Source organism: Lacrimispora amygdalina, from assembly GCF_003432035.1.
Classification (GTDB): domain Bacteria; phylum Bacillota; class Clostridia; order Lachnospirales; family Lachnospiraceae; genus Lacrimispora; species Lacrimispora amygdalina.
The window spans coordinates 50,856-75,596 of sequence record NZ_QOHO01000025.1 but is presented as its reverse complement, the minus strand read 5'-3'; the positions used below and the strand labels follow the sequence as shown (position 1 = coordinate 75,596).

General features: G+C 44.6%; 25 protein-coding genes. 13 read left to right on the top strand and 12 right to left on the bottom strand.

The features are described 5' to 3' along the window. Window position 1 precedes the first annotated feature (1 nt). The 3 genes from DS742_RS08855 to DS742_RS08845 are packed head-to-tail and all read left to right on the top strand — an operon-like array spanning window position 2 to window position 1,920. A complete protein-coding gene (locus DS742_RS08855; RefSeq protein ID WP_117416631.1) occupies window positions 2-292 on the top strand; it encodes a PqqD family protein in 291 nt (96 codons plus the stop codon). A gap of 15 nt (window positions 293-307) precedes the next feature. Beyond that, complete coding sequence (locus DS742_RS08850; RefSeq protein ID WP_117416630.1) at window positions 308-919, top strand: Fe-only nitrogenase accessory AnfO family protein; 612 nt, start codon at window positions 308-310, stop codon at window positions 917-919. A 14-nt stretch (window positions 920-933) separates the two neighbouring features. Beyond that, a complete protein-coding gene (locus tag DS742_RS08845; RefSeq protein ID WP_117416629.1) occupies window positions 934-1,920 on the top strand; it encodes a hypothetical protein in 987 nt (328 codons plus the stop codon). A 40-nt stretch (window positions 1,921-1,960) separates the two neighbouring features. On the opposite strand, the gene DS742_RS08840 is transcribed toward DS742_RS08845, so the two are convergent. The 10 genes from DS742_RS08840 to DS742_RS08795 all read right to left on the bottom strand — a co-directional run bounded on the left by DS742_RS08840 (window position 1,961) and on the right by DS742_RS08795 (window position 12,803). Further along, window positions 1,961-3,412 (bottom strand): carbon starvation CstA family protein, encoded by a 1,452-nt coding sequence (locus DS742_RS08840; RefSeq protein WP_117416628.1) that lies wholly within the window; start codon window positions 3,410-3,412, stop codon window positions 1,961-1,963. Between the two features lie 112 nt (window positions 3,413-3,524). Beyond that, window positions 3,525-4,247 carry a LytR/AlgR family response regulator transcription factor gene (locus DS742_RS08835; RefSeq protein ID WP_117416627.1) on the bottom strand — a complete coding sequence of 241 codons (723 nt, stop codon included), beginning with the start codon at window positions 4,245-4,247 and terminating at the stop codon, window positions 3,525-3,527. Next, window positions 4,244-5,998 (bottom strand): LytS/YhcK type 5TM receptor domain-containing protein, encoded by a 1,755-nt coding sequence (locus DS742_RS08830; protein ID WP_117416626.1) that lies wholly within the window; start codon window positions 5,996-5,998, stop codon window positions 4,244-4,246. Before DS742_RS08830 ends, DS742_RS08835 begins: the two co-directional genes overlap by 4 nt. Window positions 5,999-6,197: 199 nt before the next feature. Continuing rightward, the gene (locus DS742_RS08825; RefSeq protein ID WP_117416625.1) at window positions 6,198-6,557 is read right to left on the bottom strand and encodes a hypothetical protein; all 360 of its coding nucleotides are present in this window, start codon (window positions 6,555-6,557) and stop codon (window positions 6,198-6,200) included. Window positions 6,558-6,766: 209 nt separating this feature from the next. Continuing rightward, the gene (gene asrC / locus DS742_RS08820) at window positions 6,767-7,729 is read right to left on the bottom strand and encodes a sulfite reductase subunit C (RefSeq protein ID WP_117416624.1); all 963 of its coding nucleotides are present in this window, start codon (window positions 7,727-7,729) and stop codon (window positions 6,767-6,769) included. A gap of 15 nt (window positions 7,730-7,744) precedes the next feature. Beyond that, entirely contained in the window at window positions 7,745-8,539 is a 795-nt protein-coding gene (asrB, locus tag DS742_RS08815) for an anaerobic sulfite reductase subunit AsrB (protein WP_117416623.1), read from the bottom strand. Further along, complete coding sequence (gene asrA, locus DS742_RS08810; RefSeq protein WP_117416622.1) at window positions 8,529-9,548, bottom strand: anaerobic sulfite reductase subunit AsrA; 1,020 nt, start codon at window positions 9,546-9,548, stop codon at window positions 8,529-8,531. Before asrA ends, asrB begins: the two co-directional genes overlap by 11 nt. Before the next feature lies 1 nt (window position 9,549). Next, on the bottom strand, window positions 9,550-10,317 hold the full coding sequence (locus tag DS742_RS08805) for a formate/nitrite transporter family protein (RefSeq protein WP_117416621.1): 768 nt from the start codon (window positions 10,315-10,317) through the stop codon (window positions 9,550-9,552). 83 nt (window positions 10,318-10,400) lie between these two features. Beyond that, window positions 10,401-11,087: a Crp/Fnr family transcriptional regulator gene (locus DS742_RS08800; protein WP_117416620.1), complete on the bottom strand. Its 687-nt coding sequence runs from the start codon at window positions 11,085-11,087 to the stop codon at window positions 10,401-10,403. Window positions 11,088-11,261: 174 nt separating this feature from the next. Then, window positions 11,262-12,803, bottom strand: coding sequence for a polysaccharide biosynthesis protein (locus DS742_RS08795; protein WP_117416619.1), 1,542 nt, complete (start codon window positions 12,801-12,803; stop codon window positions 11,262-11,264). A 169-nt stretch (window positions 12,804-12,972) separates the two neighbouring features. On the opposite strand from DS742_RS08795, the gene nifS reads away from it, so the two are divergent. The 8 genes from nifS to DS742_RS29765 all read left to right on the top strand — a co-directional run bounded on the left by nifS (window position 12,973) and on the right by DS742_RS29765 (window position 19,347). Further along, entirely contained in the window at window positions 12,973-14,157 is a 1,185-nt protein-coding gene (gene nifS / locus DS742_RS08790) for a cysteine desulfurase NifS (protein WP_117416618.1), read from the top strand. Between the two features lie 41 nt (window positions 14,158-14,198). After that, on the top strand, window positions 14,199-14,636 hold the full coding sequence (gene nifU / locus DS742_RS08785; RefSeq protein ID WP_117416617.1) for a Fe-S cluster assembly scaffold protein NifU: 438 nt from the start codon (window positions 14,199-14,201) through the stop codon (window positions 14,634-14,636). Window positions 14,637-14,651: 15 nt separating this feature from the next. Beyond that, entirely contained in the window at window positions 14,652-15,731 is a 1,080-nt protein-coding gene (gene mnmA / locus DS742_RS08780) for a tRNA 2-thiouridine(34) synthase MnmA (RefSeq protein WP_117416616.1), read from the top strand. Then, window positions 15,728-16,843: an N-acetylmuramoyl-L-alanine amidase family protein gene (locus DS742_RS08775; protein ID WP_242996433.1), complete on the top strand. Its 1,116-nt coding sequence runs from the start codon at window positions 15,728-15,730 to the stop codon at window positions 16,841-16,843. The genes mnmA and DS742_RS08775 overlap by 4 nt, the downstream gene beginning before the upstream one ends. Before the next feature lie 176 nt (window positions 16,844-17,019). Further along, on the top strand, window positions 17,020-17,910 hold the full coding sequence (locus DS742_RS08765) for a patatin-like phospholipase family protein (protein ID WP_117416614.1): 891 nt from the start codon (window positions 17,020-17,022) through the stop codon (window positions 17,908-17,910). 45 nt (window positions 17,911-17,955) lie between these two features. Next, window positions 17,956-18,441, top strand: a complete 486-nt coding sequence (locus DS742_RS08760) for a GNAT family N-acetyltransferase (protein WP_117416613.1) — start codon at window positions 17,956-17,958, stop codon at window positions 18,439-18,441. A gap of 147 nt (window positions 18,442-18,588) precedes the next feature. Then, the gene (locus DS742_RS08755; RefSeq protein WP_117416612.1) at window positions 18,589-19,179 is read left to right on the top strand and encodes a hypothetical protein; all 591 of its coding nucleotides are present in this window, start codon (window positions 18,589-18,591) and stop codon (window positions 19,177-19,179) included. Window positions 19,180-19,221: 42 nt separating this feature from the next. Then, window positions 19,222-19,347, top strand: a complete 126-nt coding sequence (locus DS742_RS29765) for a hypothetical protein (protein WP_278335949.1) — start codon at window positions 19,222-19,224, stop codon at window positions 19,345-19,347. Window positions 19,348-19,406: 59 nt separating this feature from the next. Here the strand turns inward: DS742_RS29765 and DS742_RS08750 are convergent, their stop codons facing one another. After that, complete coding sequence (locus DS742_RS08750) at window positions 19,407-21,515, bottom strand: methyl-accepting chemotaxis protein (protein WP_117416611.1); 2,109 nt, start codon at window positions 21,513-21,515, stop codon at window positions 19,407-19,409. A 257-nt stretch (window positions 21,516-21,772) separates the two neighbouring features. After that, the gene (locus tag DS742_RS08745; protein ID WP_117416610.1) at window positions 21,773-22,990 is read right to left on the bottom strand and encodes an argininosuccinate synthase; all 1,218 of its coding nucleotides are present in this window, start codon (window positions 22,988-22,990) and stop codon (window positions 21,773-21,775) included. A gap of 224 nt (window positions 22,991-23,214) precedes the next feature. On the opposite strand from DS742_RS08745, the gene argC reads away from it, so the two are divergent. Next, the gene (argC, locus tag DS742_RS08740) at window positions 23,215-24,255 is read left to right on the top strand and encodes an N-acetyl-gamma-glutamyl-phosphate reductase (protein WP_117416609.1); all 1,041 of its coding nucleotides are present in this window, start codon (window positions 23,215-23,217) and stop codon (window positions 24,253-24,255) included. Between the two features lie 37 nt (window positions 24,256-24,292). Further along, complete coding sequence (locus DS742_RS08735) at window positions 24,293-24,739, top strand: GNAT family N-acetyltransferase (RefSeq protein ID WP_117416608.1); 447 nt, start codon at window positions 24,293-24,295, stop codon at window positions 24,737-24,739. Window positions 24,740-24,741: the final 2 nt, after the last annotated feature.

The following is a 24,741-nucleotide window of genomic DNA, read 5'->3' as shown; positions in this document are numbered from 1 at the left end:
TATGAACATCAGGAAAGTAAAGCTGAAGCCTGGATTTACATTAAAGGAACTTGGGGGAGAATTCTGTATTTTTGATGAAAGAGACAGCCAGAATGGTTCCTTAGATGGTCTGCCGTCGGTAAATGAAATCTGCATCTTTTTATGGAACAGCCTGGAGAGGGGGGCAGGAGTGGGGGAACTGACCGCTCTTTTATCCCGGGAAAAAAATATTGACGAAGAAGATGCAAGGCTTGAGCTGGAGGAATTTCTTGCAAAACTGATCCATGGCAATGTGGTTGAAATTGATGGGTAAAGGAGGAACGGGCAGGTGGAAAAAATAGCGGTAATCAGTAAAAATCAGGAACTTGTTCCTTTTTTGCATTGTAATCTGGTGGAAATTTTTCAAAAAGAGGGGACACAGTGGCAGGTGGTGCGGACCTCTCCCTTTTCCGCAATAAAAGGAACTACAGTTGAGGAACTAAGAAAAGAAACGGAAGCTGTCCTGGCTCTCACAGAGGATGCAAAAGCAGTTCTGTGCAGAGAACTTTCAGGAATCCCCTTTTCCGTATTCAACCAAAAGGGATATTGCATCTTTTGTGCCCCAAAAGCGGATCAGGACACATTAAACGGAGTGGTAAGGGATATGGAAGAAAGTGATGAAAAACGAAGAAGGAAAGAAGAGATGATTAAGAATGCCGGACCTGTGGAAACGGAAACGCCTGGAATCTATTTTCTGGATTTAATGCAGCTTCAGAAGGAGTGCCCGGAGATTTCCTCCAAAAAGGCGCTTTTATCATTCCTTTCCAATACTCCGTTTCTGGAACTGCGCCTTGTCTGTGCCCACATTCCCCCATGGCTGGAAACAGATGCTTCCTATGAAAAAAAGGTCCGCCCGCGGGAGGGCGGAGTACATATAACGGTAACCAGAAAACAGTGTTAGCAGGAGGTGAAAGGATGGAAAATTATATGGTTTTAGACGCACGGACACTTCAGACTCCTTATGGAGTCCTGGGCGGAGTGGACTCCTTTCTCTGCCATCCAGGCGGAGAACTTTCAGGAGTGAGCCTGTCGGAAAAAAATATGATCGTCACCCAGGCAGGAGAACTGATTCCGGCCTATACGGAAAACGGAAGAAGAAAAAAGAAGCCGTCTGTGGAATTTGACAAGCAGGGAATGGTGATCAGTGTGGCACTGGAAGAGCAGCAGGAGGTTCTTACTCCCATTGGGGAGCTGCCGGCTGAACTGATTAAATTTTATCCCACCGGAGAGATTCACCGGGTATTTATTCTCGATGGGCAGATAAGCGGTTTCTGGACGGAGGAAGATGAGCGGGAGCTTAACATTTCCCTGACCTTTGATCTGGGTTTTACTGAATTTCAGGCAATGATCAATGGCCTGTGTTTTTATAAAAGCGGTGATATTAAGAGTATTACCTTGTTTCCGGGAGAAAAGGCTTCCATACGGACTCCCCTGGGATTGGTGGAAACAAAGGTGGGGCTGTCCTTATATGAGTCGGGAAGTTTAAAATCAATGGAACCGGCAGAGCCTGTTCTGCTGCCGACTCCAATCGGAAGAATTACCGCTTACGATCCGGACCAGATCGGAATCAATGCAGACAGCAATTCTCTGTCTTTCACGGAAAATGGAGAGATTAAAGCTCTTATTACCTGTGATCACTCCATCTATGTTCAGACAGAGGAAGAGGTGATGAAAAAATATTCTCCCCATATAAAACCTCATCCGCTCTATGATGAGATCCTCACTGTATCGGGTATTAAAGTGGAGTTTTTACAGGATTCAGGCGAAGTGATGATAGAAAATGACAGATATAAACTGGAATCATGCGGCTTTACCATAGAACCTTTTGTACGGCCCGGAATGCACTGCAGTCCTTCTGACTGCGCAAACTGTTCCCTGTGCAACAAAGCCATGAGAGAATAAAGAATGGAACTGCCTCCGGCAGTTCCATTCTTTTGGATGCTTAGTCTGATTTTGCAGCAGCATACTCCGTCTCACATGCGGAAGCTCCTGCGTGGCTGCCTTTTCCCAGAACAGAGGTATAGTAAAAGGTACCAAAGCAGGCAGCGGCAAAAAGAATTCCGATTGGATAAGCAATTGTGGTGGAGATCTGGAGTCCCTCTTTAGCCATCAGTATATAGGTACAGGAGACAGCGGACATAAAGGTAGCGGGAAGCACTGTGATCCAGTAAAAACGTTTTTTCCGGTATAAATAAACGCTTACTGTCCATAACGCAATCATTGCCAGTGTCTGGTTGCTCCAGGAGAAGTATCTCCATACGATCTGAACATCAAACTGGGTCAGAACAGAACCAACTGCCAGAAGCGGTATGGTAAGGAGAAGCCGGTTTTTCACCGGTTTCTGGTCAAGCTTAAACCAGTCTGCCAAAGTCAGACGTGCACTCCGGTAAGCCGTATCTGCAGATGAGATGGGGCATGCGATAACTCCGATCATTGCAATAACGGCACCAACGGGCCCAAGAAGCTGAAAGCAGATTTCATAAACAACGCTGGATTGTCCATTTCCAAGTGCGGTTAAAAGACCGCCGGTTCCGTCATAGAAGGCAACTCCTGCAGCAGCCCAGATGAGCGCTATGACACCTTCTGCAACCATGGCACCGTAAAACACCTTCCGGCCGTCCGCTTCATTGGTAAGACAGCGTGCCATTAAAGGGGACTGGGTGGCATGGAATCCGGATATGGCACCGCAGGCGACGGATATAAACATGGTAGGCCAGATGGGTGTTCCTGCAGGGTGGAGATTGGAAAGCGTGATTTCCGGAATATGATACCCTTTAAACAGGATCGCACCGCCAACACCCAGAGCCATGACAATCAGGCAGATTCCAAAGAAAGGATAGATTTTACCAATCACCTTATCAATGGGGACAAAGGTTGCAATAAAATAGTAAATCAGTACAACTGCCAGCCAGAATCTGGAATTTAAGACATGGGGCGTCAGCATGGCCAGGAGGTTTGCCGGGCCGGTAGAAAAGGTCACACCTACCAATACAAGAAGAACCACTGAAAATACACGCATAATCTGCTTCATGGCAGTGCCCAGGTAGGAACCGGTCAGTTCTGACACACTGGCACCCTTGTGCCGCATGGACATCATTCCAATCATGTAATCGTGGACACCGCCGCCTAATAAAGTTCCGAAGGTGATCCATAAAAATACGCTGGGCCCCCAGCAGGCTCCTGCCAGTGCTCCGAAGATGGGACCAAGGCCTGCAATATTAAGGAGCTGGATCAAAAAGATGCGGGGGGTCCCCATGGGAACGTAGTCGCTGCCATCCGTCATGGAAAGAGCCGGTGTTTCCCTGTCATCGGGGCCGAAAACCTTTTCTGTAATTCTGCTGTAGAAGAAGAAACCTGCAACCAGAAGCAACAGACATAAAAAGAAACTTATCATATACCTACCTCCTATTATTGATAAAACATCTCATCACCATTGATTATAATGAAATATGCACAATAATAAATGAAAAATGGATGAAAAGTAGGTATTTATGCATAAACGGCAGCTAAACACCAATGATCTGCCGGAGCTGTTTGATTTTTTCTCTTCCTACGGGGAGAATCTCTTTCTCGAACCCCTGCATTTTAACTGCCATACTGTTATTGGCCCATGGAAACATTTCGGATATATAATTTAAATTAATCAGATAACTTTTGTGAATCCGGTAAAAATCATAAGAAGAAAGTCGTTTCTCATATTCGCCCAGCAGCTGGTTTTCCGTATAATCCCTGGTTACAGTATGAAGAATGCAGCTTCGGCAGCATGTCTCTATGTAGACAATCTGTCTGATATCAAGAAGAATAATGGTTCTGTTTACGTTAATAGGAAGCTTATGTGCAGGGAAAGAGAGCTCCTTTTTCTGAGGATTCTCTAAATCATGTCTGCATTTTTCAAGAATCCGGCGTAACCGCTCCGGATCAAAGGGTTTTAAAATGTAGTTATTCACTCCCAGTTCAAATGCCTGGACTGCATATTGGGAAAACGCGGTTGCAAAGACGATCTGGGCATGAGGCAACATTTTCCTGGCTGCTGCCGCCAGTGTTGTTCCTGCCATATCGTTTAAGCTGATATCCAGAAAAAGAATATCAAAAAGATGCTGGCCAAACAGTTCCAGTGCGGCACTGCCGCTGTCTCCTTCCATAATTTCGCTGTCAGGCATGATCGTTAATATCTGATGTATCAGTTCTTTTCGTGCCGGGCGTTCATCATCAATGACTGCAATTTTCATAGGTAAATCCCCCTTCTTTCCATTAGGACATCTTTTTCCCTGGTTACAGCATACTCCTCATCATCATATTTTGATTCAGATGAAGCCGGAATGGTGAAAGAAATGTCAGAGCCAGAATCGGAACTTTGGATATGAAGCCCATGCTCCTGTCCATAAATGCTTTTTAGCCGTTTATGGACATTTTCCAGACCTACTCCTCCGTAATGTTCCCCGTGATATAACTGGTGTATGATTGCTTCAGGGATCCCAGGCCCTCTGTCAGAAACCGAAATCTTTATGAATGCTCCTTCCATACAGGCACAGATGGACACATAACGGTTTCCGTTTTTATCAAAGCCATAGCGAATGGCATTTTCCACTAATGGCTGAAGTATGAAAGCCGGAATAAAGCAGTTTACTTTTTCGTCAGTTTTAATTTCAATATGCAGTTTTTCTTCGAATCTGGCCTTTTCCAGCTCTAAATAGCTGGTAATATGTTGAAGCTCTGTCTTAAGTGCATGCATGTAGGAATTATGCTCCAGTGTCTGTCTGTAATAGGAAGACAGGGTAAGGAGAAGTTCTCTTGCTCTGTCTGGATTCTCACGGCAGACGTAGGAGATAGTGTTGAGGGAATTATACAGGAAATGGGGATTGACCTGGGACTGCAGCGCTTTTAATTCAGCTTTTTGCCGTAATTTCTTCTGGTACTCTAGTTCGGACAGCTCAAACTGGGTGGAAAAAAGCCTGGCCAGTTCTGAGGCTAAATTTAAATCGGACTGGGACTGCTGCCAGTGTTTTTTTAAAACCATTGTAAGACTGCCTGTAACCTGATTCATTTCAATAATGGGTGCTGCAACAATCACATGGTTTTTTAGAACGGAATACAGTGGATCCCCTTTTCCAGCATAATGAAATACGGTTGGCTTACGGTCATGAGTGGAGGCGAGTATTGGAGGAAGGACAGAATTCTCCTGCATATCTGTCAGTTCAGAATTCTTTTTCATACCCAGAATTTTTTCCGAATCAGTAATTAAGATGGCAGAACAGCTGGTGGACTGAAAGATAATTTCAGCAACAGCCTGAATATCCTGGGTGCTGTGTAAGCCCTTGCGCAGATGAGGAAGACTTTGTTCCACGATTCCAAGAGCCAGGCGCATACGTTCAGCAAACTGGCTGTCCTCCTCTAAAAATACCATATTAAAAGTACCGAGAAATACCAGCATTCCCAGTGCGTTCATGGTCATCATGGGAAGTGAGATCAGCTTCACAAGCTGGACTGCTGCAGAAAATGGCCGTGAAATGAGAAGGATAATCACCATCTGAAGAAACTCAACAAAAACTGTAAGAAAAAAGACTCCGGTACTGCCAATTTTTCCTGCCTTAAACCGGCTGGAGAATATGGAGCCTGCAATACCCTCAACCAGAGTGGAGACAGCACAGGCTGCTGCGGTAAATCCTCCAATGTCAAACAGATAACGGTGAATACCTCCGATCAGTGCAGCACCCATTCCCACATATGGACCGCCTAAAAGGCCGGCAGCCAGCACTCCGATTACCCGGGTGTTGACGATGGCTCCCTGGGCGCGGACACCCGTGTAAGTTGATATGATGCTGATTGAGCCGAATATCAATGCAAGCATAATCCCGCAGCCGGCTGAATGTTTATCATAAAGGAGCATGCTCCGGACGATAGGGATTTTGGTCAGCAGAGCGGCAATCAGGACAAGAAGACCGATATTTAAAAGAAGACTGAAAAACATAGCACTGGACATAAGCTCCCCCTTATACTGACTGTTAAAATTCTGTTATAATTATACCAGATATTTTGCAGAAATATAGTGGGATGCAGGGAAAAACAATTTTTACCAAAGCAATTTTTATACCAGTGTGCTTACACCGGAGGCTTGCTTATGCAGAAGAATTTATTAATAGTTTACATTTGTAGTTTTAACACCATTATAATATAGTTAGTTATTTTGAATGTTTTATGTTTGTGCAGGTACCAATACTGTCAAACGAATATTTTTTGCCATCGATGGTTATGGTGGTGTCAACAGCCGCAACTCCCTGATTGTCAAAATAGTACCAGTTTTTTTCATGCCTTAACCAGCCTTTTACATATTTACCATCTATCTTACAATACCATTTGCCACCTTCGTGGATCCATTCCATCTTTGTTGATTTGGCTGCTTTATTGTTGTGGTAAGTTTGTGATTCAACAACAGCAGCGCTTTTATTTGCCATAGCATTGGCTGATATGGGCATTACTGCTAATACAGAAGCGCATGCGAATGCAGCAGCAATCATTTTTTGTGTAAATAAATGTTTCATTTTAATCCTCCTTTTTCAATCTACAAATGTAAACATAATTAATAGTTTACATTTGTAGATTGAAAATGTCAATACTTTTCTTATTTCATAAAGCAGGTATGGAAAGCGGGTAATTTTTATCAGGAAGAAAAAAATCAGGGCGAGAATTCTATGAAATGAATTCTTGCCCTGATCTTATTCGTATAAAAATACAATTGTAATTCTAAGACCTAATATTTAACACCCTTCCAGTAGAGGGGCTTATACACATTTGCTTCTTCCGGCAGAGAAACATCTTTCATCGCCCACCGGTAGAATTCCTCAAATCCGGTCCGGTCTACGATATAACCGATGTGCTCTTTCCCTCCCGGAGCGGTGGTATCAATGTATTTTGTCACATAATCATAGGTGTTGAGAATAATTTTTAAAATGCTGTCCTCGTCTGCCCATTTGATGAAATCTTCGCCCATGCGGGGGTTTTTCTTACCGGTCCGGCCAAGAAGTGTGAGACGGTAAAACTTCTCCTGACTCCTGGTCCAGGCACGGGTCGGGCAGGCAAGAACACATTCACCGCAGCCGATGCAGGTCTCATGATTGCGTGCCACCTTGCAGTTTACTGTTTCAAGAGCCCCTGTAGATTTCCGTTTGCATGCCTTCACACAGGCGCCGCAGTTGACACACCGGTCTGCATCGTAGTGGGGAAGTGTCATTCCCATAATGCCGAAATCATGCATCCGCACCTTGGCGCAGTCGTTGGGACAGCCGGTGAGTGCGATTTTAAAGTGGAGGTTGTTTGGGAAAACCGCTTTCTCGATTTTCTTTGCCAGCTCAGCTGTATTGTAGCAGGCATAAGGGCAGACGTTGTTGCCGATACATGCGGTAATATTCCGGGTTCCGGCAGCGCTGTAGCCCTGCCCCGATTTTTCCTGGTTAATATCCAGACCTTCTATAATCGGCTGGAGGAGGGCATTAACCTTTGGAATATCCGCAAATGGAATTCCGGGGATCTCAAACCCCTGCCTGGAGGTAATGTGTACCGTGCCGTTTCCGTAAGTATCGGCAATATTCTGAATCATTGGTAAAAATCTGGCTTCTAAGTGACCGCCGGGAACACGGATGCGGGAGGCGGTAAGGCCTCTGTGTTTCGTTACCCGGAAAGCATTTTTTTTCAGTTCCTTTGTATTGATATCCATAAGACGTTCCCCTTTCTAATCCAAGAGTTTGCGGCCTTTGGTAAATGGAAAGACAGGTCCGTCCAGGCACACATAGGTGTCATCAATTTTACAGTGTCCGCATTTGCCGATTCCGCAGCACATTTTCCGTTCATGGGAAATCCAGATATTTTCTTCTTTCAGTCCGATATCCAAAAGTCCCTGAGTGGTAAAACGCATCATGGCAGGAGGTCCCACCACGATTGCAGTGGTTTCATCTTTATTTTTCAGCTTTAATTTAGGTATATACTGGGTGACCAGTCCGATCTGGCAGGCAGTGTCGTCATCTGCGCAGTCAACGGTCAGTATGACTTCCATCGCCTGTTTCCATTTGCCGAAGTCTTCCAGAAAAAGAATGTCCTTCGGTGTTTTAAATCCGGCGATGAGGGTCATACCCTTTGTTTCTTCCATATGGCTGGAAAAATAGTCAACCACACCTTTGACTGGAGAAAGTCCGGTTCCGCCGGCTATGACCAGCAGTTCTTTTCCACGGAAATTTTCTATGTCAAATCCATTGCCGTAAGGCCCTCTTAAAAAAAGGCTGTCTCCCTGATACCGCTCAAAGATTTCCCCGGTCACCTTTCCGACCCGGCGAATGGTTAAATCCACCGAATCCTCCCGGATGCCGCTGACAGAGATAGGAGCTTCTCCGAATTTAGGAATGGAAACCTCGAAAAACTGACCCGGTTTCACGTCTCCATGATACGCCATGCGGAATGTGTATTCAATGTCCGTATGACGGATTACCTCTTTGATTTCAGAACGGAAGGGAAGATATTCATTATGATTCATTTCCATTTACCTCCTTCATGGCATCTTCCAGCTGATTGATGCAGTGGGAAAATGAGATGTACTCCGGGCAGACATCGTCGCACCGGCCGCAGCCCACGCACATATGAATACCGTTGCGTTTTTTGTAATCATATACTTTATGCATAACCTTAAAGCGCATGCGCTGACCATTATTCTGGCGGTAGCTGCCGCCGCCGGCCACATCGGTGAAACCATCTGTCATACAGGAAGCCCAGACTCTTCGGCGTTCTCCAGCTTTACCGTTATCGGTATAGAAAATGTCCTGCATGGTAAAGCAGGTACAGGTTGGACATACAAAGTTGCACCGACCGCAGTTTATGCAGCGGCTGTCATATTGTTTCCACATGGATGACTTCATGACATCTAAGGAGAGAGACTGGGGAATGTTTACCTGTGTCTGTGTTTCAGTTACATAGGAAGGGGAGACAACCTCCTGTTTTGCGCATACAGCAGCAAACAACTCATCCCACTCCGGATTTTTATTATCAATTCTTACTCCCTCTTTAGAAAACTCCATGGAAGCATGATAGTCGTCTGAACGGTTGGTTCCCATATCAACACAGAAACAGCTCTCAAAGGATTCTTTACAGCCCATAAGTACGAATTTAACCCGGTCCCGGAGGCGTTTGTAATAAGGGTCCTCCGCTCCGTTATGGAGATACATGGTATCTAAGCGTTTTACTGCATGAAGATCGCAGCTGCGCACAAAAATGATGGCCTGTTTCACAGGGGCGTCCGGTTCCTTCACAGAATTTTCCGTAAAATAGAATAAGGTTTCAGAGATTGGAAGAAGAATCTCTTTAAATGAAAAATCGGATTTTTTATCAAAGACGATTTCCTCTATGGACTGGATTTCGCCGTAATGAACCGAGTCTGTATCGGAAAATGCGCCGCCGTTTTTCAACAGCACTGGAGCATAGATGACAGAATCCTTTTTCCACTGGCGAAATACCTCATTAATGTCTTTTGCATTCAGAATATATCCCATGCTAAGCCTCCTTTTTTCCGGAAATCAGATAGTATGGAACAGCCGTAAATAAAATTCCGCCGGCCATATTGCCAAGGGTTACAACCAGAATATTATAAAAATATCCGGAAAGAGAGACAGCCGCTCCGCCTGGACTTAAGATTCCCACAGTGAGAAGTGTCATGTTTGCAATACTGTGTTCATAACCGCTGGTAATGAACGCAAAGAGACACCAGAATACCATAATTAATTTCCCGCTTTCTGATTTGCAGCGGAAGCCGCACCAGATAGCAAGGCACACTAAAATGTTGCAAAGAACTGCTCTTAAAAAGAGCGGAATAAGGGGAAGTGCCATTTTTGCAGCAGAGGTATTGGCCATGAATTCTCCCACAGGTCCCTTTGCCAGTCCGGCACCCCAGAAAATAAGGGCAAGGAGTATGGAACCGGCCCAGTTTCCAAGTAAACATACCACCCACAGCTTTACCGCTTGTGCAAATGTGACCGTACCCCTGAAAACACCGCCGGCCATAACTAAATTATTGCCGGTAAAAAGTTCCGCACCTGCCATAACAACAAGACTGAGAGCGATGCCGAAGGAGACGCCCATAATAATCTTGACGTAAGGCTGGTTTGAAATCATTCCTCCTGCCGTGAAAATAAGCAGGATTCCAAAACCAACATAAATGCCTGCCAGCATGGCCGCAACCCAGTAACCAACAGGATTGTTTTTAAGAAACTTTGATTTGTTTTCCGCTGCTTTTGCTAATGTTGAATATTCTTCCTGAAACATAAACAACCTCCTTTGTTTATTTTTTATCAAACTACCCACAAAACCAGTATAATCAATAAATAAAAAAATCACCGTGATCTAAATCACGGTGACTTAAAAAAAACAGACAGGGCATCCCGGTCAGGGATGATAAATTTTCCCCGCTGGACCCGGACCAGCCCCTGTTCGGTTAAATGCTTTAACTGACGGGATACGGTTTCCCGCCTGGATCCCAGCATATCGGCCAGATACGTAACGCTTAAATCCATATTGATTAAGGTTCCTTCCTCATCGGGAATGCCATAATCCTTAGACAGCCGCCATAGCTTCGCAGCGATCTTCTTTTCCCCATGTACGGAGTTGGAGGTATTTTTTAACTGGCGGTATAAGCGGCGGTTTTTTAAAGCCAGGGAATCAAGAATCAGTTTCGTCAGTTCAAAATCATGACGCATGACCTCCAGAAAATCCATCTTTCCAAAACACAGAACCAGAGATGGTTCAAAGGCTTCACAGTTAATGGAAGCGGGCATATTCTGCAAGACTTCTTCGTTCACCAATTCTCCTTTTCCCAGAAGAAAAATGGTTTTCCTCTCTCCCTGGGAGTTGATTTTATACAGGGATACGAAACCGGTTACTACTACATAAAGCGTTTGGTTCATTTCCTTATCCCAGAATAAGTGGGCGCCCTTGGGAAAACGCCGGAGGCTGGCGCAGGCCATCAGTGCAGCAGTTGATTTTTCTGATATGTTTTGAAAAAACTCAATACAGGAACAGGCTTCTTTTATATCCATGGGAATCCACATTCTCCTTTTTTACCGTTGTCTTGCGTTTTACTAAGATAGCTCTATTCCTTTGATTCAGCCTGGCGCAAAACATTCTTTAAAATAAGATCACGGTAAATATATAAGTATTATACTATACCATTAAATTGAACGCAAGGAATACCAAAACTGTCCTATACGCCTTTATTCACCGTCATTTTTCATCACGTGAGCCCCAAACAGCAGTACCAGATAAAAGGTACTTAAGATTAAAATATGCAGCGCCGTTTTAATAAACAGGGGCAGACCTGCAAATGGATCAAGAAAGGAAAAGGCGGCGTAATAGATTCCGATTGCCAGCAGCATGAGTGCCGATGGCTTTGCGATCATATCCCATGCATTCCACACAAAATCCACCATTTTCCTTAAAGTAAGCACATGCATGAAGGCCAGGAGCAGCTCACTTGCCAAAGCACCCACCAGGTAAGCGAATATTCCCAGCCGGGGGATACCAAAAAGTACAAACAGGAGCCGGAGCGTCATGGCGATTACATTCTGGGTGAAGGTGATGGAGGTTTTGCCAAGCCCGTTTAAAATACTTCCCATGGTGGTAGCCATGTAAAGAAAAGGGCAGAGCCATGCCAGCACAGTCATATACTGTCCGGCGGAGCTGTCCTTAAACACGCTCACTCCTAAGTCATTACCAAATAAAGTAAAGATTCCGATGCAGAGAATCCCCACATACATACAGTAGCGCAGGGACATGGAAATAGCGGTTCCGATCCGTTTCTCATTCCCCTCTGACTGGGCTTCCGCCACAGTGGGCAGCAAAAGCACTGCCAGGGAATTAAATACGGTGGAAGGGAACAAAATAAAGGGCAGTGCCATTCCTGTTAATACTCCGTATACGGAAAATGCGGCCGAATCCGAGAGACCGGACATCTGCAGCCTGCTTGGGATGAGTATGGCCTCTGCACTGGCAAGAACATTTAAAACCAGCCGGTTTCCCATGAGAGGAAGTGCAAGATGAAGGAGTCCCGGTGCGGTATTGCTGAAATGGGAGGAGTCATAAGCAAAGTCGTTTGCCATTTTCGGCGGGAAAAAGCGGTAGGCAAAGACGGTAAACAAAGACGAAGCAATTTCCCCGATTAAATGTCCCATGACCGCCAGCTGGACCGTGATGGTAATTCCTGACCGGATCATAATGTCGGCAATGAGAAAAACCGCGCCGATTCTTATGATCTGCTCCATAATCTGGGCCAATGCCGGAACGGAGGGTCGCTGCATACCATAATAGTAACCGTTGATACAGGCATGGATTGCTGCGCAGGGAACCGATACGGCAAGAAACGTAAGGAGAGGGGCGCAGCGCGGCTCCATTAATATGGAACCTGCGATAAAGTCCTTAAACTGAATAATGAAATAAGCCAGTATCATGGAAATAGCCACTGAAATGACCAGACCGCTTCGAAATACAGAACGGCCTTTCTTCACATTAGCGGCTACGGACTGGGATATGGCGGTTTGAATGGAACCTGCACAAAGAGCAAAGCAGATCCCAAAAACCGGATGAATCAGATTAAAAATACCCAGACCCTCAGCTCCGATGGTACGGGAGAGAAAGATCCGGTAAAAAAAGCCCAGCACCCGGGTGATGAGCCCGGCTGACGTAAGAAGAAGCGTGCCGGTCAGTAGCGCATATTTTCTTTTTGAAAGTTTTCTGGGGATCTTTAGGGAATCATTCATGAAATCTCCTGAAAAAGAGAATTATTATAAATATATGGAAATTGTTCTTTCTTCATGACATATTCATAATGAGAATCATTCCTATTGAATTTCTAGGAAATGTGTGTATAATAGAAAATGTAGATGAAGCTTTTAACTTTAGAACTACAGAAAGGCGGAACTAACAAATATGAAGCAACTGATTTATTTAGACAACGCAGCGACGACCAAAACCAGACCAGAGGTCGTAGAAGCCATGCTGCCTTACTTTACGGAATATTATGGTAATCCATCTTCCGTATACGAATTTTCCGGTATTTCAAAGAAAGCGGTTCAGGAATCCAGAGAGATCATCGCGAATTCTCTTGGAGCCAAGGCAAACGAGATTTATTTTACAGCCGGCGGTTCTGAATCCGACAACTGGGCTCTCATTGCAACAGCAGAAGCCTATGCAGAAAAAGGAAAACACATCATTACCAGTAAAATCGAACATCATGCCGTGCTCCATACCTGTGAGTATTTAGAGAAACGCGGTTTTGATATCACTTATCTGAATGTAGATGAGAATGGTTCCATAAAGTTAGACGAGCTGAAAAAAGCCATTCGTCCTGACACCATCCTCATTTCTGTCATGTTTGCCAATAACGAGATCGGCACCATTGAACCCATTAAGGAAATTGGTGAGATTGCAAAGGAGCATAAGATCTTATTCCATACCGATGCAGTTCAGGCATTCGGTCATGTGCCCATCAATGTAGATGAATACCACATTGATATGTTAAGCGCCAGCGGTCATAAGATTAACGGACCAAAGGGAATCGGATTTTTATATATCAGAACAGGAGTGAAGTCCCGTTCCTTTATTCATGGAGGCGGCCAGGAGAGAAAGCGCCGTGCAGGAACAGAGAATGTAACCGGAATCGTAGGTTTCGGTAAAGCGGTGGAACTTGCAGTGGCAGGAATGGAAGAAAGAACCCGCAAAGAGACAGAGCTTCGTGAATATTTGATGGAACGTGTTAGGAAAGAGGTTCCATACACCAGAATTAACGGCAGCAGAAAGAGCCGCCTTTCCAATAATGTAAATTTTGCCTTTCAGTTTATTGAAGGAGAATCCTTACTGATTATGCTGGATATGAAAGGAATCTGCGGATCCAGCGGTTCTGCATGTACGTCAGGTTCCCTGGATCCGTCCCATGTGCTGCTGGCAATCGGCCTCCCCCATGAGATCGCCCACGGTTCTCTTCGCCTGACTCTTGACGAGGAAAATACCAGGGAAGAGATGGATTACGTTGTGGAAGCCATCAAGGAGATCGTGGCGAAGCTTCGCAGCATGTCTCCTCTTTATGAGGATTATATCAAGCACCAGGGGAACTAGTACAGGGTAGATGAATTACCAGAAAGTGGAGAATATAGAATATGTATACAGAAAAAGTAATGGATCATTTTGAGCATCCCAGAAATGTGGGTGAAATAGAGAACGCCAGCGGCATGGGGACTGTTGGTAATGCAAAATGCGGCGATATTATGAGAATCTATCTGGACATTGATGAGAACCAGATTATTCAGGATGTAAAGTTTAAGACCTTTGGATGTGGTGCGGCGGTAGCTACCAGCAGCATGGCAACAGAGATGGTAAAAGGTAAATCAGTTCGGGAAGCCATGGAGGTAACCAACAAGGCCGTATGTGAGGCACTTGACGGGCTGCCCCCTGTAAAAGTCCACTGCTCCTTACTGGCCGAAGAGGCAATCCATGCTGCTTTATGGGATTATGCAACCAAGCATGGCATTGAGATTGAAGGCTTAAAGAAGCCAAAGTCTGATATCGGCGAGGAAGAAGTAGAAGAAGAATATTAATGGAAATGGAATACTATGAGTAAAGCGAAAGTAGTAGTAGGAATGTCAGGAGGCGTGGATTCATCCGTTGCAGCCTGGCTGTTAAAGGAACAGGGCTATGACGTAATCGGCGTAACTATGCAGATCTGGCAGGACGAGGATAACGTGACTCAGGAAGAGAACGGAGGATGCTGCGGCCTCAGTGCCGTAGACGATGCCAGAAGAGTTGCCTGGGATCTTGGAATTCCTTATTATGTTATGAATTTTAAAGAAGAGTTCAAATCACAGGTCATCGATTACTTTGTAGAGGAATACCAGAGAGGACGGACTCCCAACCCCTGTATCGCCTGCAACCGCTATGTCAAGTGGGAATCTCTTTTAAAGCGGAGCCTGGATATTGGAGCCGATTATATTGCCACAGGTCATTACGCACAGATTGACAGGCTTCCAAACGGCAGATATGCCCTTAAAAAGTCTGTAACTGCTGCGAAAGACCAGACATATGCACTTTATAACTTAACCCAGGATCAGCTGTCACGTACCCTGATGCCGGTAGGAGCTTATTCCAAAGATCAGATCAGGGAGATTGCTGACCGGATCAATCTTAACGTAGCTCACAAACCGGACAGCCAGGAGATCTGTTTTATACCGGATCATGATTATGCCGGATTTATTGAAGAGAGCGCAGGGGAGAGAGCGCCGGAAGGTGATTTTGTGGATTTGGATGGCCAGATGATCGGACGTCACAAAGGAATTACTCACTACACCGTCGGACAGAGAAAGGGCTTAAACTTATCTCTTGGATATCCGGTTTTTGTGGTGGAGATACGCCCTGAGACAAACGAAGTGGTCATTGGAAAAGGAGAGGATGTCTATTCTGACACTCTCCGCGCCGGACATTTAAACTGGATGGCGGTTGATGGTCTTCATGGAGAAGAGATGGAGGTAATGGCAAAGATCCGTTACAGCCATAAGGGCGCCCCCTGTACCATAAAAGAAGTGGAGGATGGCGTGGTAGAATGCAGGTTTGAGGAGCCGCAGAGAGCGATTACTCCCGGACAGGCCGTGGTATTTTATCAGGGCGAGTATGTAGTGGGAGGAGGAACCATACTGTGATACTCAGCAAAAAAACAATCAGATGGATATTCCCGGCCCTGCTTTTGTGTGTGTTACTGCTTTCCGGCTGCGGAAAAAAGTATGAAGCCATACCGACTCCTGCTGTTGAGGAAGCAAAAGGGGAGATAAGCGGGGAAACGCAGAGTAACCCTGTAACCATCGGGGATGAAGACGGAAAGACGGCCGAGAAAAGCTCCCACGAAGCCGCTGTAACAACGGAGACCGCTCCGGAGTTTCAAAAAGCAGACGAGACAGTCTATGTGACAGGCAGCGGGGTGAATGTGAGGACACAGCCATCTGTCTCCGGCCAGATAGCTGTTACCCTTAATCAGGGGGCTGCACTGAAACGAACCGGATACAGCCAGAGCTGGAGCCGTGTCATCTATGAGAATAAAGAATGCTATGTGTCTTCCCGCTATTTATCCACGGACAAACCGGCTGATCAAGCACAGACCCCTTCCATATCCGGAAGCGGAAACGGACGGCTGATTGCCATTGATCCGGGACATCAGGCAAAGGGGAATTCTCAGAAAGAACCCATTGGTCCGGGTTCATCCCAGATGAAACCAAAGGTAGCATCAGGAACCCAGGGAACTGCAACCGGAATACCGGAGTACAAGCTGACTCTGGCAGTCTCCCTTAAATTAAAGCAGGAACTGCTTAACAGAGGATACCGGGTTTATATGATCCGTGAGACCGATGATGTGAATATCAGCAATGCAGAGCGTGCCGGAATGGCCAATGAAAGCGGAGCAGATATTTTCATTAGAGTTCATGCCAATTCCTTAAATGACAGTTCCATAGCCGGAGCATTGACGATGTGCCAGACTTCCAGGAATCCTTATAACGGCAGCCTGTACGGTAAAAGCTCAGCGCTGTCAAAAACAGTGGTAAACGGAATCTGCAGTCAGACCGGATTTAAAAACCGGGGCGTACAGGAGACAGATTCCATGAGCGGAATTAACTGGTGCAAGATACCAGTAACCATTGTTGAGATGGGCTTTATGAGTAATGTAGAAGAAGATAAGAAGATGGCGACGGATGATTACCGGGACAAGATTGCAAAAGGGATCGCAGATGGGATAGATGCCTATTATGCAGGCGGCAACTGATATCCATCTTTTAAAATGAATCAGATTACAGATGTTAAGCCGGAAAGCGGAAGGATTATATCCCATATGCTTTCCGGCTTTTCGCTGTTTTTTTGTACTCCTCTCCAGGTCATAAATGAAGTGGAAAAAGCATACATTTTCCTGAAACGTTTCTTCCAGGCAAGGAGAAGAAAAACATGGCGGATTATGGGCTTGCATTAGCAGGAGGAGGAACCAGAGGAGCAGTTCATGTAGGTGTTCTTTCGGCGTTAGAAGAAAACGGTCTTTTACCCGACCGGATTGCTGGGGCCAGTGCCGGAAGTATTGTGGCTGGACTTTACGCTACCGGAATGGGGATTGGTAAGTTGAGAGAAACAGTGGGCTGGCTGGCAAAGCATGGAGAAAATTATATAGATCCCAATATAATTGGAGTCATCCTCTTTCTGCCCCAGGTACTGCTTCACAGAAATACATCTTTAACGGGATTAATTAAGGGCAACCGGCTTTCCCGTTTTCTCTGTGATTTAACCGATGGGCTGGAGATACAGGATTGCGTGAAGGGGCTTCTGATACCGGCTGTTGATATAAACAGCGGCAACACCGTTGTTTTTACCAACCTTTTTCAGGAAAAGGTCCCCATATCTGCGCTTCGGGAAGAAAATGTGAAGTGGCAGAAAAACGGACTTTTATGCGATATTATGATGGCAAGCTCTTCCGTTCCCGCTGTATTCTGCCCAAGGCAGATCAATGGTTTTTTACTGGTGGATGGAGGCGTGACCAATAACCTTCCGGTGGATTTACTTATTTCCACAGGGGAATCAAGAGTGATTGCAGTTGATATCGGGGAAGCATATGAGATGCCAAAGGATCATTCCATTATGGAGATCTCGTTCCATTCTTTTTCCATCATGAGCAGGGAGTTAAAGGACTGCCGTTCCAGCGGTGAAATTCTTCTTTTAAAGCCGCCGATTCCCAAAGGATCTGGGCTTTTGACCTTTGAATATATGGAGGAATGCATGGAGAGCGGATATTTATATACAAAAAAAATGATGCCCCGGATTAAGCATGTTCTGGAAAAAAGAAAATAAATAAGGTATACTGAATGAATACAGATGCACACGAGGAGGAAGCAAATGGAACTGACGTTTCGATATGCACAGGAATCAGATACAGCATTAATTCTGGAATTTATTAAAGAACTGGCAGATTACGAGAAAATGCTTGATGAAGTGGTTGCCACAGAAGAACTTTTAAAAGACTGGCTGTTCGGGCAGAAAAAGGCAGAAGTAATCTTTGCAATAACAGATGGGAAAGAAGCAGGATTTGCATTATTTTTCCATAATTTCTCCACATTTCTCGGCAGAGCCGGAATCTATCTGGAAGACTTATTTGTAAAGCCTGAATACAGAGGAAAGGGAATTGGAAAGGCAATCTTTAAGAAATTAGGAGCCATTGCCAGAGAACGGGGCTGTGGAAGGCTGGAGTGGTGGTGTCTGGACTGGAACCAGCCCAGTATCGACTTTTACCGTTCCATGGGAGCGGAGGCAATGGATGAATGGACCGTATACCGCATATCCGGTGAGAGGCTGAACGAACTGGGAGACGCCGGTGATAATTAAAGATCATTGAAGACAGGAAATACATGGGGAGCGTTTATAGGACGCTCCTTAATTTATTTGGAAAAGAATCATGAAATTGTAATGTCTTTGTAAACAATTTTATGGCATAGTGGGTTATACTTGAATAAAATTCCAAGGAGGATAGTTATGAAACGAATCATGGATAAAAAATACAACAGGAGGTTACTGACTGTACTGTTGCTTATAAGTATGATGGAAGTTACCGGTTGCAGCTTACAGCAAAAGGACAGGACAGGCGAAAATACTGAAGCTTCAACTGCCGTACAGGTAAGCCAGAATGATGTTACAAAAGAAAGTTCGGCAGCAGCTGTGACAGAAACAGAAACAGAAACAGAAACAGAAACAGAACCGGCTTTGTTAGACCGTTATATCGGGCTTCTCGGCCTTACGAAAGAAGAGTTGGTGAAATCCCTGGGTGAAGAGCCGGAGAAAATCGATGAGGGAGGTCTGGAATTTAAAAATGCCGGAATACGCATATGGTTTGATCATACAAATTACAGGACAGCGGAGCAGATTTTGGTCATGGATCCGCAGTTTGATATTCTTGGTGTAAAGCTGGGAGAAAAAATTGACAGATTTAAAGACGTATTAAAAGATCCGGTCAGTGACCAGAACGGAGATGCCCATTTTAAGTACAACAACGTATACCTGTCCATTATCTATGATACAGAAACACAGGATACCTATGGACTGTATATATTAAAGAATGATATCTGACCTGCGAAAAGAAATGACTGCCAGGGAGACGGAGAAATAAGCATGAAAAGAAGAAATAAAAAGATCCTGTTACAGATGACAATGTCAGCCGCCATGATGGTATGCTTATCCGGATGCAGTTATTCCGGCAATCAGGCAGGCTACGGCTGTTACCATCTGCCGTCTTAAAAATCCTCCATATGTGTACTTATAAAAAAATACCGCCGGAACTGGCGGTATTTTTATAATTAATATTTATCTGTTATGACCGGAGCTTCCGGTAATTCTGTTTCTTCTGCTGCTTCATATACCGGTTCACTGATCTGCTTTTTTTCAGAAACCTTGTCATCCATCAGCTGAATCCAGCTGATTTCATCTTTCATGGTCTGTGCCTGGGCTGCTAACTCTTCACTGGATGCAGAGCTTTCCTCTGCAGTTGCCGCATTGGTCTGAACTACGGATGATACCTGGGTTAAGCCTGTGTTGATCTGCTGGATGGCATCTACCTGTTCTGCAGACGCACTGCGGATCTTTTCCATGGATTCGCCAAGGAAGTCAGCTTTATCAGCCAGACCTTTCAGTATTTCCACTGTTTCCTGTGATAAAGTTTCTCCGTTTTCTACGAGAGAAGAGGAGTGAGCCAGCAGGGAAGAAGTTTCTCCGGCTGCTTCCGATACCTTAACAGCCAGATTGCGTACTTCATCTGCAACAACAGCGAAGCCTTTTCCTGCCTCTCCGGCCCTTGCTGCTTCAATAGCGGCATTCAGTGCCAGAATGTTGGTCTGGAATGCAATATCTTCAATCACTTTGGTGATATTTGTGATTTTCTTTGAAGCTTCTCCTATCTCATTCATGGCCTGGTTTAAATTCTGTATATAGGAATTTCCTTTTGTAAGCTCTATTCCGGTCTGTTTTACATATTCATTTACTGTTGAAACGGTAACCACATTTTCTTCCGCATGATGAGCCACATTGGAAATGGATGCATTTAACTCTTCCACAGTAGCCGCCTGTTCGGTTGTACCGGAAGCTAAAAGCTGGGCTCCGGAGGAAATCTGATCCGCTCCGTTTGAAATCTGATTAATGGAGTCTCGGAAATTTCCGAAAATGGTATTTAAATTGGTAATGATTCCATTGATGGAGGTTTTAAGACGGATAAAATCCGCCTTGTAATCCGATTCAATGGTCAGGGTATAGTTCCCTTTCTCTACGCCGTCTAAAACAGTTGTGGTATCATTAATAATGGAGCGGAGAGAAGAAACGGTATATTTTAAAGAAGCGGACAGAGTGCCGATCTCATCGTCGCTCACATATTCCGGGACCTCGGAATGAAGATCACCCTGAGAAAGAAGCTCCAGTCTGTCCACCATTTTAATGACCGGATTAACAATAGGAGAGGCAATCCTGATTGCGCAAATCAAAGCGATGATCAAAAATACAACTATAAAAAGTATCATAATGAAGATTGAGATGTAGAAACCTTCCATGAGTTCGGAGGTTTTTGCCGCCACACCGATGGACCAGCCGTCTGTATTAGGAATGGGGGCATAACCTACGGTAAGCTGACTTCCTTTATGATGAATCGATTCGATACCGGGCTTACCGGCTATCATGTTCTGCACCATCTTTGCAGCGTCAGAAAAGGATGAATCTGTTTTGGCAGTTTCTATGTAATTTAACTGCTGGTTTACATTATCCTGATCTTTATGTGCAACAACGGTTCCTGTTTTATCCACGATGAATCCGTAACCTGATTTTCCAAGGGAAATGTCATTAATCATCTTGCTGAAGGAATCACAGGAGAGTCGTGCAAATACGATGCCCTTGCTTCCGTCCCCATTAACCGGGGCTGAAAGAATCATAAGCATCTGACCGGTTGCTTTGCTTAAAAGGGGAGAGGAGATGTAGGTTTCCCCGTTTGTGGATTTCTGAAAGTATTCCCTTTCTTTGATATCTGTTCCGTCGGAAGTCATTCCCTTGGGATCGCTGACGACTATGGAATCAAATCCATATTCCTTTGCCAGCTGGGCTAAGTCTTTCTTAAGCTGTTCCGATGCGCCTGTGGAGGTTCTGATTCTGCTGTCCTTTGAAATTGATTCAATTTTAGTCTTAAAAATGAGAATAGCGTTTTCTACCGAATGGTTGTATGCGTTGGTGTTTTCCTGGATTCTAAGCTGCATGTTGTTCCTTGCATCCCGATAGACGATAATGGAATTGACGGTGCCGAAAAGTAATGTGATAATGGTTGACAATGCTGCGATACTGATTTGAAGCTTGCGTTTGATAGAATTTTTGCCCATGTTTTTTCCTATCGGCTTCTTACTGCCTGGTGTGGGCAAGTGTTTTTCCTGCGACATGTGTTTTTCTCCTGATCTGGTTTTATTCTTTTTCTTCTTTTGTCAAAATTTTATCTTATGTAATCAGAGCAATTATAAATCAAGAGTATCTGGCTGTCAATTGTCATGGACAAGAAAAAAAAGATTAAACATTATGTGGGATTTTTCCATCTTTTTGAGTCCGGTTATTGTGAATAATGATCTGCTATTCAGAGAGAAAAACAGGAATTGGGCTGAATTAGATGTCAGCCACAATTCCTGTTATTATTTAGAAATGATTATTTTTTTAGTTCCTGCATCTTCATTGCACGAACCTTTAACGGAAGACCGAACAGAGTGATGAAGCCGTCTGCATCGTGATGATCATAGAGATCACCGGTGGTAAAGGAAGCAAGAGATTCGCTGTATAAGGAGTAAGGAGAAGAGGTTCCTGCTTTGATGATGTTACCTTTATAAAGTTTGAATTTCACTTCTCCTGTGACATATTCCTGTGTGGAAGTAACAAATGCCTGAACTGCCTCGCGAAGCGGTGTGAACCATTTTCCTTCGTATACGATCTGTGCAAATTTATTACCCATATCTTTTTTCACTTCCATGGTAGCTCGGTCTAAAACCAGCTCTTCCAGCTGCTGATGTGCTTCCAAGAGAATGGTTCCGCCGGGAGTTTCATAAACTCCTCTGGATTTCATGCCTACTACACGGTTCTCCACGATATCCACAATACCGATGCCGTGCTTTCCGCCCAGCTCATTTAATTTTGTTATAATATCGGAAACCTTCATGGTTTCGCCGTTTACGCTGACAGGAATGCCTTTTTCAAAGGTCATGGTCACGTATTCCCCTTCATCAGGAGCCTTTTCAGGAGAAACGCCAAGGACCAGAAGGTGATCATAATTTGGTTCATTAGCCGGATCTTCCAGCTCTAAGCCTTCATGGCTGATGTGCCATAAGTTACGGTCACGGCTGTAGCTGTTGTCTGCTGAGAACGGAAGGTCGATTCCGTGCTGTTTACAGTATTCGATCTCATCTTCGCGGGACTGCATGGTCCATACATCGGTCATACGCCATGGTGCGATAATCTTTAAATCAGGAGCAAGAGCCTTGATGCCAAGTTCGAAACGGATCTGGTCGTTGCCCTTCCCGGTTGCTCCGTGGCAGATGGCAGTAGCGCCTTCCTTCCTTGCAATTTCAACCAGTCTTTTTGCAATGGCCGGACGAGCCATGGAAGTGCCCAGAAGATACTTATTCTCATAAACTGCATTGGCCTGTACACAGGGGATGATGTAGTTGTCACAGAAGTCATCTACCAGATCTTCTATATATAATTTGGAAGCTCCGGATAATTTGGCTCTCTCCTCCAGACCATCAAGCTCGTTGCCCTGTCCGCAGTCGATGCAGCAGCAGACTACTTCATAATCAAAATTTTCCTTTAACCATGGAATAATGGCAGTGGTGTCAAGTCCGCCGGAATAGGCTAAAATTACTTTTTCTTTCATATATGATTCCTCCTCAATGGTTTTTGTATATTTTCTTTTTGAACTTACATAAATATACAACAAAACCGGGAAAAATGCAAGGGTAAAATGAAAAATATAAAAACATCTTGCATAATATACAAAAGAGATGTATAATTATGAAAATCCTTAAAGGAATGGCAAATCGCTCATGAATGGAGAGCGGATGACCGATACAAAATAGAGAATGGTAAGGAGCGATGACGATGATTAAAGCAGGAATTATAGGATCAACCGGATATGCAGGCGGTGAGCTGGCAAGACTTTTACTCCAGAGAGATGATGTGGAGATTAAATGGTACGGATCGAAAAGCTACGTGGACCAGAAATACGCTTCCATTTATCAGAATATGTTTGAAATCGTCAGCGATTCCTGCATGGATGATAATATAGAAGCATTGGCAGAGAAAGTGGATGTTATTTTTACGGCAACACCCCAGGGCTTTCTGGCAGCTGCCTTAAATGAACACATTCTATCACAGACCAAAGTCATTGATTTAAGTGCGGACTTTCGGATTCAGGATGTGAAAATCTATGAAGAGTGGTACCAGATCCAGCATAAATCACCTCAATATATAAAGGAAGCGGTATACGGACTTCCGGAAATCAACCGGGAAAAGATTAAAAATGCAAGACTGATAGCCAATCCGGGCTGTTATCCCACCTGTTCTGAGCTTTCCATTTATCCCCTGGTAAAAGAAGGTCTGATTGATCCTGATACAATTATCATCGATGCAAAATCAGGAACGTCAGGAGCGGGAAGAGGAGCGAAGACTGACAATCTTTACTGTGAAGTGAATGAGAACATCAAAGCTTACGGGGTCGGTGTACACAGACACACTCCGGAGATTGAAGAACAGCTTTCTTACGGGGCAGGAAAACCGGTAACCATCAGTTTTACACCGCATCTGGTTCCCATGAACAGAGGTATTCTAATAACTGCCTATGCATCGTTAACCAGGCAGGTTTCCTATGAAGAAGTAAAATCCGTTTATGATAAGTACTATGGCAAAGAATTCTTTGTCCGGGTGCTGGAAAAAGATGTGACGCCTCAGACAAAATGGGTGGAAGGCAGCAACTTCGTTGATGTGAATTTTAAGATTGATCCAAGAACAAACCGGATTGTAATGATGGGCGCCATGGATAATCTGGTAAAGGGAGCCGCCGGGCAGGCAGTGCAGAACATGAATATTCTGTTTGGACTGGAGGAAAACAAGGGACTGAAGCTGATCCCCATGTTTCCGTAGCTGTTTGAATGAAAGCGTAATGATAAAGGAAAAAAGAATGATAATACGATCAATGACAATAGAAGATTATGACCAGGTATTTGCACTTTGGTCCGGAATTAAGGGGTTCGGTATCCGCGCTGTTGATGATTCTAAGGAAGGAATCAGTCGGTTTCTTCTAAGAAATCCGGATTTAAGCGTGGTAGCAGTAAATAACAAAACCGTGATCGGTTCTATCTTATGCGGTCATGACGGGCGCAGGGGAACGTTATATCATGTATGTGTGGCAGAAGAATACAGAAAGCATGGAGTCGGTCATGAGATGGTTTTGGAAGCCGTCAGCCGACTGAGAAAAGAGGGAATTAATAAAGTTAATCTGATTGCCTTTCGTTCCAACCTTTTGGGAAATAATTTCTGGCGGAAGGAAAGATTCACATTCCGCGATGATTTAAATTACTATGATTTGGCCATCAGTGAGGATAACCGCACTGATTTTGTAAGCTGACA

What these genes read in the sequence shown, in the direction of transcription:
- DS742_RS08855 (WP_117416631.1), top strand. Translation starts at nt 2, where the DNA reads ATGAACATCAGGAAAGTAAAGCTGAAGCCTGGATTTACATTAAAGGAA.
- DS742_RS08845 (WP_117416629.1), top strand. Translation starts at nt 934, where the DNA reads ATGGAAAATTATATGGTTTTAGACGCACGGACACTTCAGACTCCTTAT.
- DS742_RS08840 (WP_117416628.1), bottom strand. Translation starts at nt 3,412, where the DNA reads ATGATAAGTTTCTTTTTATGTCTGTTGCTTCTGGTTGCAGGTTTCTTC.
- DS742_RS08835 (WP_117416627.1), bottom strand. Translation starts at nt 4,247, where the DNA reads ATGAAAATTGCAGTCATTGATGATGAACGCCCGGCACGAAAAGAACTG.
- DS742_RS08830 (WP_117416626.1), bottom strand. Translation starts at nt 5,998, where the DNA reads ATGTCCAGTGCTATGTTTTTCAGTCTTCTTTTAAATATCGGTCTTCTT.
- DS742_RS08825 (WP_117416625.1), bottom strand. Translation starts at nt 6,557, where the DNA reads ATGAAACATTTATTTACACAAAAAATGATTGCTGCTGCATTCGCATGC.
- asrC (WP_117416624.1), bottom strand. Translation starts at nt 7,729, where the DNA reads ATGGATATCAATACAAAGGAACTGAAAAAAAATGCTTTCCGGGTAACG.
- asrB (WP_117416623.1), bottom strand. Translation starts at nt 8,539, where the DNA reads ATGAATCATAATGAATATCTTCCCTTCCGTTCTGAAATCAAAGAGGTA.
- asrA (WP_117416622.1), bottom strand. Translation starts at nt 9,548, where the DNA reads ATGGGATATATTCTGAATGCAAAAGACATTAATGAGGTATTTCGCCAG.
- DS742_RS08805 (WP_117416621.1), bottom strand. Translation starts at nt 10,317, where the DNA reads ATGTTTCAGGAAGAATATTCAACATTAGCAAAAGCAGCGGAAAACAAA.
- DS742_RS08800 (WP_117416620.1), bottom strand. Translation starts at nt 11,087, where the DNA reads ATGGATATAAAAGAAGCCTGTTCCTGTATTGAGTTTTTTCAAAACATA.
- DS742_RS08795 (WP_117416619.1), bottom strand. Translation starts at nt 12,803, where the DNA reads ATGAATGATTCCCTAAAGATCCCCAGAAAACTTTCAAAAAGAAAATAT.
- nifS (WP_117416618.1), top strand. Translation starts at nt 12,973, where the DNA reads ATGAAGCAACTGATTTATTTAGACAACGCAGCGACGACCAAAACCAGA.
- nifU (WP_117416617.1), top strand. Translation starts at nt 14,199, where the DNA reads ATGTATACAGAAAAAGTAATGGATCATTTTGAGCATCCCAGAAATGTG.
- mnmA (WP_117416616.1), top strand. Translation starts at nt 14,652, where the DNA reads ATGAGTAAAGCGAAAGTAGTAGTAGGAATGTCAGGAGGCGTGGATTCA.
- DS742_RS08765 (WP_117416614.1), top strand. Translation starts at nt 17,020, where the DNA reads ATGGCGGATTATGGGCTTGCATTAGCAGGAGGAGGAACCAGAGGAGCA.
- DS742_RS08760 (WP_117416613.1), top strand. Translation starts at nt 17,956, where the DNA reads ATGGAACTGACGTTTCGATATGCACAGGAATCAGATACAGCATTAATT.
- DS742_RS08755 (WP_117416612.1), top strand. Translation starts at nt 18,589, where the DNA reads ATGAAACGAATCATGGATAAAAAATACAACAGGAGGTTACTGACTGTA.
- DS742_RS29765 (WP_278335949.1), top strand. Translation starts at nt 19,222, where the DNA reads ATGAAAAGAAGAAATAAAAAGATCCTGTTACAGATGACAATGTCAGCC.
- DS742_RS08750 (WP_117416611.1), bottom strand. Translation starts at nt 21,515, where the DNA reads ATGTCGCAGGAAAAACACTTGCCCACACCAGGCAGTAAGAAGCCGATA.
- DS742_RS08745 (WP_117416610.1), bottom strand. Translation starts at nt 22,990, where the DNA reads ATGAAAGAAAAAGTAATTTTAGCCTATTCCGGCGGACTTGACACCACT.
- argC (WP_117416609.1), top strand. Translation starts at nt 23,215, where the DNA reads ATGATTAAAGCAGGAATTATAGGATCAACCGGATATGCAGGCGGTGAG.
- DS742_RS08735 (WP_117416608.1), top strand. Translation starts at nt 24,293, where the DNA reads ATGATAATACGATCAATGACAATAGAAGATTATGACCAGGTATTTGCA.